Annotated in this window: 5 protein-coding genes and 2 pseudogenes; 3 read left to right on the top strand and 4 right to left on the bottom strand. The window is 70.4% G+C overall.

Annotated features, from left to right (window positions below; translation table 11 throughout):
• Positions 1-93 (top strand): annotated as a pseudogene (locus AB0M03_RS39065) (IS5/IS1182 family transposase); the annotation flags it as partial.
• A 31-nt stretch (positions 94-124) separates the two neighbouring features.
• On the opposite strand, the gene AB0M03_RS39070 reads toward AB0M03_RS39065, so the two are convergent.
• Positions 125-1,369, bottom strand: a complete 1,245-nt coding sequence (locus tag AB0M03_RS39070; protein ID WP_363501403.1) for an IS110 family transposase — start codon at positions 1,367-1,369, stop codon at positions 125-127.
• A gap of 337 nt (positions 1,370-1,706) precedes the next feature.
• Between AB0M03_RS39070 and AB0M03_RS39075 the strand changes: the two are divergent.
• Positions 1,707-1,997 (top strand): annotated as a pseudogene (locus AB0M03_RS39075) (transposase); the annotation flags it as partial.
• 349 nt (positions 1,998-2,346) lie between these two features.
• On the opposite strand, the gene AB0M03_RS39080 reads toward AB0M03_RS39075, so the two are convergent.
• The gene (locus tag AB0M03_RS39080) at positions 2,347-2,973 is read right to left on the bottom strand and encodes a helicase associated domain-containing protein (protein WP_363501406.1); all 627 of its coding nucleotides are present in this window, start codon (positions 2,971-2,973) and stop codon (positions 2,347-2,349) included.
• Between the two features lie 977 nt (positions 2,974-3,950).
• Here AB0M03_RS39080 and AB0M03_RS39085 point away from each other — a divergent pair.
• On the top strand, positions 3,951-5,954 hold the full coding sequence (locus tag AB0M03_RS39085; RefSeq protein ID WP_363501409.1) for a family 43 glycosylhydrolase: 2,004 nt from the start codon (positions 3,951-3,953) through the stop codon (positions 5,952-5,954).
• Between the two features lie 183 nt (positions 5,955-6,137).
• Here AB0M03_RS39085 and AB0M03_RS39090 read toward each other — a convergent pair whose 3' ends face one another.
• Positions 6,138-6,329, bottom strand: coding sequence for a CGNR zinc finger domain-containing protein (locus AB0M03_RS39090; protein WP_363501415.1), 192 nt, complete (start codon positions 6,327-6,329; stop codon positions 6,138-6,140).
• Positions 6,330-6,402: 73 nt separating this feature from the next.
• Positions 6,403-6,582 (bottom strand): hypothetical protein, encoded by a 180-nt coding sequence (locus AB0M03_RS39095; protein WP_363501412.1) that lies wholly within the window; start codon positions 6,580-6,582, stop codon positions 6,403-6,405.
• Between the last annotated feature and the right edge of the window lie 103 nt (positions 6,583-6,685).

Here is a 6,685-nt window from a genome sequence, read left to right on the forward strand (position 1 = left end):
GCCGCCGACAGCCCGCAGTTCATCCCGGTGCTGGCGAAGGTCCGGGTTCGCGGGCCGGTCGGCCGTCCCCGCACCCGGCCCGACGCGGTCGCCGGGGGACAAGACACCCCATGCAGCTATCGGGTCAAGCGACGGTGGCGAGTTGGGGCTTGGGTGGTGGGGTGAAGGCGATGGCTTCGTCGTACTTCTGGCGGGTGGTCAGGCAGTGGTGGAGCTGGCCGATCATGCGGTTGAACAGGTGGCGGAGGGCCGCGTAGTAGCGGTCGCCGGTCTCGCGTCGGCGGTTGTAGTGGGCGTGGGCGCCAGGTGAGGCTGTCAGGGCGGCGAATGCCCAGTGCCGGCCGGTCGCGGCGAGTCGGCTGTTCTTGATCCGGCGGTGGCTGACGCGGCGGCTGCGGCCGGATTCGCGGGTGACCGGGGCGCTTCCGGCGTAGGCCTTCAGATCGCGGGCGGTGTCGAAGCGGGTGCGGTCGTCGCCGATTTCGGCGAGGATCCGGGCGCCGGTGAGCGCGGCCAGGCCGGGGAAACTGGTGATGATCTCCGCGTCGGGGTGTTGCAGGAAGAGTTCCTCGGTGGCCTGGGCCAGGTCGTCGCAGGCCCGGCAGGCCGCATCGAGCTGGGCGAGCAGTGCGAGGGTCTGGCGTCCCATCGCGGCCTCGATCAGGGCCGGTTGGTGGAGCCTGCTGCGGCGGAACACCTCCAGGAGCGGGTCGGTCTCGGCGTCGATCCGCCGCTGGCGGCCCGCCCGCATGACGGCGGCCCTGAGCCGGCCGCGGCTGAGAGCGGAGGCCTCGCCGGGCGTGGGGGCGATGGCCAGGATCGTGCGGGCCTCTCGGGCCAGCAGCCGCTCTCGCTTGTCGGCGAAGGCCTCGAGGATCGCCGGGTAGTACTCGCGCAGGTGGGAGCGGAGCCGGTTGTGGGCGCGAGTGCGGTCCCAGACCGCGTCCTGCTGGGCGCGGGCCAGGACGGCGATCGCCCTGACCAGGTCGGAGTCGTCGGGCAGCGGGCGGTGTAGTCCGGCGTCGGTTCGCAGGATGTTCGCCAGGACGACGGCGTCCTGGTGGTCGGACTTCTTGCGGGACGCGGCGTGCCGGTCGCGGTAGCGGGCGACCGCCATCGGGTTGATCGCGTAGACCCGCCGGCCGGAGGCGCGCAGGCAGGCGACCAGCAGACCGCGGGAGGTCTCGATCGCGATCGGGATCGGAGTCTCTGGGCTGTCGCCGTGCTCGGCCAGCAGCCGCAGCAGGTCCTGGAAGCCCGCCGCGTCGTCGCCGATCCGGAGCTTGCCGAGCAGGCGGGCCTCGGCGTCGACCACCGCGACGTCGTGGTGGTCCTCGGCCCAGTCGATTCCGCAGGTCACGTCCAACATGTGCTCCTTTTCGGCCGTTGCCGTCCGTCGGCGTCGAGCCGCGGCAGGGACCACCCGGCGACCTAATAGAAGCGCTCTCGGCGCACCACCCCATCAGCCGTCCGTGGCCCCAGCGATGCCCAGGGTCCTCGCTCTCGTGAAGAGCTCCACGGCTCCGGCTGATCGGGAGGTGGTCCTGGGAACGGCTCGAACCACGGCACGTTACGGCGGCCGCAATCGCACCGGCAGGGGCCGCGCACGCATCCCTCTTGTCGAAGCACTCCAGGCGCGGCTTACAGAACAGACGTCTCGCCCGGCCCCTGCCGAGGCCGGCACCACCGACCTCGGTGCCTATTAGGCCTACTCCTCCCGCGGCAACCGCGCCCACCTGCGCAAACGCGGCATCAAGGCCGTCATCCCGGAGAAGCGGGACCAGGCCGCCCACCGGAAGAAGAAGGGCAGCAGAGGCGGCCGGCCCGTCGGCCACGACGCCGAGCTCTACAAGGAGCGCAACACCGTCGAGCGCCTGATCAATAGGCTGAAGGCCTGGCGGGGCATCGCCACCCGGTTCGACAAGACACCCGAGAGCTACCTCGCCGGCCTCCACCTTCGTGCCTCGATGATCTGGATCAAGAACCTGACCAGGACCACCCTCGATCACGACCAAATACGCTCCCTAGTCGGCGCAAAAACCTCGTCCGTGGATTTCACCGCTCGACTGCCACGACTGGAGCGGCTGGTCTTGGAGAACTGCGGCTCACTGGACTCCCTCACCCCATTGGCAGGCCACCCATCCCTCATTGAGGTGACCATCGCCGGGAACACCGTTGTCCAGGACGGCGACCTCCGCCCGCTCGCCGACGCAGGTCCGCAGGCCCGCCCTCACACCCACGCGGTAGACAGTCCGGACTTCCCGGAGACAACGGTCCACCGCACCGCCCCGAGCTCCGTCCGTTGTTCTGGCAGAGCCCAACACAACCCGGTCCGGGGACGACCCGCTATGCCCACTCCACGCCGTGCTCGGCGAGCTGCGCCAGCTGCCCCGGCGACAGCTTGGCGCGCCGTGCCTTCTGGTTGTTCAACCATGCACCCAGGCCGGCGTGGACGATCTCGGTGCTCTCCTCCCCGCCGGGGCCGGCCATCGTGACCTGCAGGGGCTCCTTGTGGGGGCGCGGGACGCGGACGTGGCCTTCCCGGCGGGCGAACGAGGCGAGGGCGGCCAGGCCCTGGGTGAAGCGGTCCGCGCGGGACACCTTCGGCTTCGCCTCGGCCGCGGCCTTCGCGGCGACCAGCTCGGGGCCTTCCTCGATGCCGATCGCGGTCAGCAGGTCCTGCTGGTCCTGCTCCAGGCCGGGCCAGCCGGCCCGCTGCGCCACGACCCAGCGGCCGAGCTGCTCGCCCTCGAACACCGTCTCCTCCGGCAGTCCTGCCCAGTCGACGCGGCCGTCGGACTCCAGCCACCACTGCCGCGCGGTGGCGTAGGTGCGCTGCCAGGTGATCGGCCAGGTCGGGCACCAGAACGGGTCGATCTCCTTCAGCGGGCCCGCCGCTCCGGCGCCAACGCCCCCGCCTCGCCCGCGGGCACCTGCGCCGCGGCCCGCTGCGAATCTGCAGTTTGTTGTCACTGGGGGATCGGTGGGTGTCACCGGGTTGCGGACGTATGGTGACACCAGGAGATGCCGTCCGGTGACATCTCGACGCAGATCCCTATGCCAGCCGCAGGCTTGGCAGGGGGCCGGGGTCCCGGATACGCGGTTGTCAGGGCTGGCGGTCATACTCCCGGCATGATCAGCGCTGATGCAGCCCGCCGTCTGGAGAGCCTGCCTCCTATCGCCCGGGAGGTGCTGACCGGCGTCGAGAGGGACGGCACAGTCTCCGCAGCCGTGCGGCCCTGCCGCACCTGCCAAGGCTCGGGAACCGTCCCCCGCAGACGAGGCCACTGATCCGTCTCGGCCCCAGGTCACCGGACCCCGATCCGGCGGCCTGGGGCTGTCCCGTACACCAAACCCACAGCCAGCCCCCAGATCGCTCTGGTCGTCGTGCGCGCAATCCCAGGCCGCTCCGCCCCGGACGCCGTCGCCCCCGTGATCGCCGCGATCCTCGACTACGCCACCACCGGCGCGGTGGGTGACGCCTCGCCGACCCTAGACCGCAGCTCGGTCCACACCCGATCCGTCATGCGCCGCGACGACTGCGACCCGTACGGGGCGCAGCGACCGGCCCTTGAGCGCGGGGACGGGTGGCCGGCTCGGCCCGGTCGACGCCGGCGAACTCCAGTCGGCACCGTGGACATCAACGGTTCGAGTATGGCCCTGTCTCGGGCGACCACATCGCCTACATGGGCGAGTGTCTCATCGCGGCCGGCAAACAGCTCACCGGCGAAAACCGGCCGACCTCAGGCGGTCCGGCCCGGGCCGCGCGCGATGTCTTGACGGTGCGCAGCCACGGGTGTTCACTCCAGCTGCACTGCTGGCCGAGGCCTCTGCCGGGGAGGCGGCCTGACTGCTCCACAAATTGTGAGCGCTAACAACCACCGGAGAGGGCTGCGATGAAGGCTGGACGGGGCAGGCGGCGGCACGGGGCGCTCTCGGTGGCCGCACTGGTGACGGTTCTGCTTGCCGGCCTGCTGGCCGCGGTGGCGCCGTCGCCGGCGGTGGCGGCCACGGTCGACACCGGCACGTGGTACGTGGTGGTGAACCGCGGCAGCGGCAAGGTGCTGGACGACTACGACTTCAGTACTGCCGACGGCTCTTCGGTGGTGCAGTGGTCGCGGTCGGGTGCGGACAACCAGCAGTGGCGGTTCCTGGACTCCGGAGGCGGCTACTACCGGCTGCAGAACCGGCACTCGGGGAAGGTGCTGGACGACTACCAGCGGTCGACCGCCGACGGCACGCCGATCGTGCAGTGGACGGACCTCAACGGCACCAACCAGCAGTTCCGGCTGGCGGATTCGGCGGACGGGTACGTCCGGCTGCTCAACCGGTACAGCGGGAAGGCGGTCGAGGTCCAGGGTGCCTCCACGGCGGACGGCGGCAAGGTGGTGCAGTACAGCGACTGGGGCGGTGCCAACCAGCAGTGGCAGCTCGTTCCGGTTATTGACACCTCCCAGGGATCCTTCTCGAACCCGGTCCTCTGGGAGGACCTGGCGGACGCCGACATCATCCGGGTGGGTGACACCTACTACTACTCGGCCTCGACGATGCACTACTCGCCCGGAGCGCCGGTGCTCCGCTCCTACGACCTGGTGAACTGGGAGTTCGCCGGCCACTCGGTGCCCAGCCTCGACTTCGGCTCCGCCAAGTACGACCTGAGCGGCGGTCAGGCCTACGTGAAGGGCGTCTTCGCCTCAGCCCTCAACTACCGCCCGAGCAACCGGAACTTCTACTGGATCGGCTGCGTCGAGTACAACCGGACCTACGTGTACACGGCGACGGCGGTCGACGGCACCTGGCAGAAGCGGTCGCAGATCAACAACTGCTACTACGACGCCGGGCTGCTCGTCGACGACGACACCATGTACGTCGCGTACGGCAACACGACGATCAGCGTCGCCCAGCTGTCCGCGGACGGCCTGAGCCAGGTGAAGGCCCAACCGGTGTTCACCTCGCCGTCGAACGTCGGCACCATCGAGGGCTCGCGCTTCTACAAGCGCAACGGCAGCTACTACATCTTCGTCACGCACCCGGCCAACGGGCAGTACGTCCTCAAGTCGAACAGCCCGTTCGGGCCGTACGAGATGCACCAGGTCCTGCTGAACCTCCCCGGCCCGATCGCCGGCGGCGGAGTCCCGCACCAGGGCGGGCTGGTGCAGACGCAGAACGGCGACTGGTACTACATGGCCTTCGTCGACGCCTACCCCGGCGGACGGGTGCCGGCGCTGGCCCCGATCACCTGGACGGCGGACGGCTGGCCGGTCCTGCAGACCGTCAACGGGGCGTGGGGCACGTCCTACCCCCGCCCGAACCTCCCGGCCTCCTCGCACACGGTCAAGGGCCCCACCGGCACCGAAACCTTCACCGCGACCACGCTGGGCCCCGAGTGGGAGTGGAACCACAATCCGGACAACACCAAGTGGTCCGCGGGCAACGGCCTGCGCCTGCAGACGGCGACCGTCACCGGTGACCTCTACGCCGCCCGCAACACGCTGACCCACCGCATCCTCGGACCGTCGTCCACGGCCACCGTCCAGCTCGACGTCTCGGGCATGCGCGACGGCGACCGGGCCGGCCTGGCGATGCTGCGCGACTCGTCGGCCTGGATCGGACTCAAACGGGACAACGGCACCACCCGCCTGGTGATGACCAACGGCCTTGCCATGGACGCTTCGTGGAACACCACGAACACCGGCAGTGAGGCAGCGAGCGCACCGGTGACCGGCAGTCGGATCTGGCTGCGCGTCAACGCCGACGTCCGCCCGGGCACGGGCCGCCAGGCGCTGTTCTCCTACAGCACCGACGGCGTGACCTTCACCCGGCTCGGCCCCGGCTTCACGATGGGCAACGCCTGGCAGTTCTTCCCCGGGTACAGGTTCGCGGTCTTCAACTACGCCACCCTGGCGCTCGGCGGCGCGGTCGTCGTCAACAGCTTCGACCTCTCCAGCCCCTGACATCCGGACGGGGCGCCGGAAGCTTCAGCACTCGTTGTGGCCGTCGACTCGGGGCGCACCACGGTCGTGAGACCGACCTTCACGGTGCGCTCCCAGTCGACCTCCCCGCCCAGGCCTTCGGCAACCTCTGCGACGGCGCCGCGTCTCGCGCCGCGGAAGGCGCCCATCGGTCAGCCGCGATCGTCAGGAGTCCTCAGCCATTCGTGCGCGGTGCCGCCGCACCGCGTCCCGGTTGGCGCACCGCTGCGAGCAGTAGCGTTGCCGACCGGTGCGAGACGTGTCGGCGAAGATCGTCGTGCATTCGGCCACCGCACAGCGCCGCGGCCGGTGCATACCGCGGCCCACCAGGTGCTGCGCCGTACCGACGGCGAACATCACCGTCAGCACCGCACCGAGCGGCTGGCCGTCGTCGCGGTAGTGGAGGTGCCAGCCGTCGCCGCGTGATCCGTCAGGCGTGGGTACGGGCGGCGTCCGCCATCATGCGGTTGAGCCGCGCGGCGCGCTCGTGTTCGTCGGCGGCGTCGACGACGCGCTCCCACTCGTCCAGCGCCTCGTTCAGCAGGTCCAGGTCCTCCGGGAGGACCGCGGTCTCCATCTCCAGCTCGTGCGCGCGGCACCGCTCGGCCAACTCCCTCGAGGTTGCGTCCAGGGAAGTGGTGTACGGGTTCCACCCGTTCCGGGGGTTTCGTCCCGGTAGCGGGTGTCGCCTGAGAACGTAAGACGGCCACCGG

Origin of the sequence: Kitasatospora sp. NPDC051914, from assembly GCF_040680995.1 — a bacterium.
GTDB lineage: Bacteria > Actinomycetota > Actinomycetes > Streptomycetales > Streptomycetaceae > Kitasatospora.

Coding starts and splice junctions, on each gene's coding strand:
- AB0M03_RS39090 (WP_363501415.1), bottom strand. CDS start 6,329: ATGTTCGCCGTCGGTACGGCGCAGCACCTGGTGGGCCGCGGTATGCAC.
- AB0M03_RS39070 (WP_363501403.1), bottom strand. CDS start 1,369: ATGTTGGACGTGACCTGCGGAATCGACTGGGCCGAGGACCACCACGAC.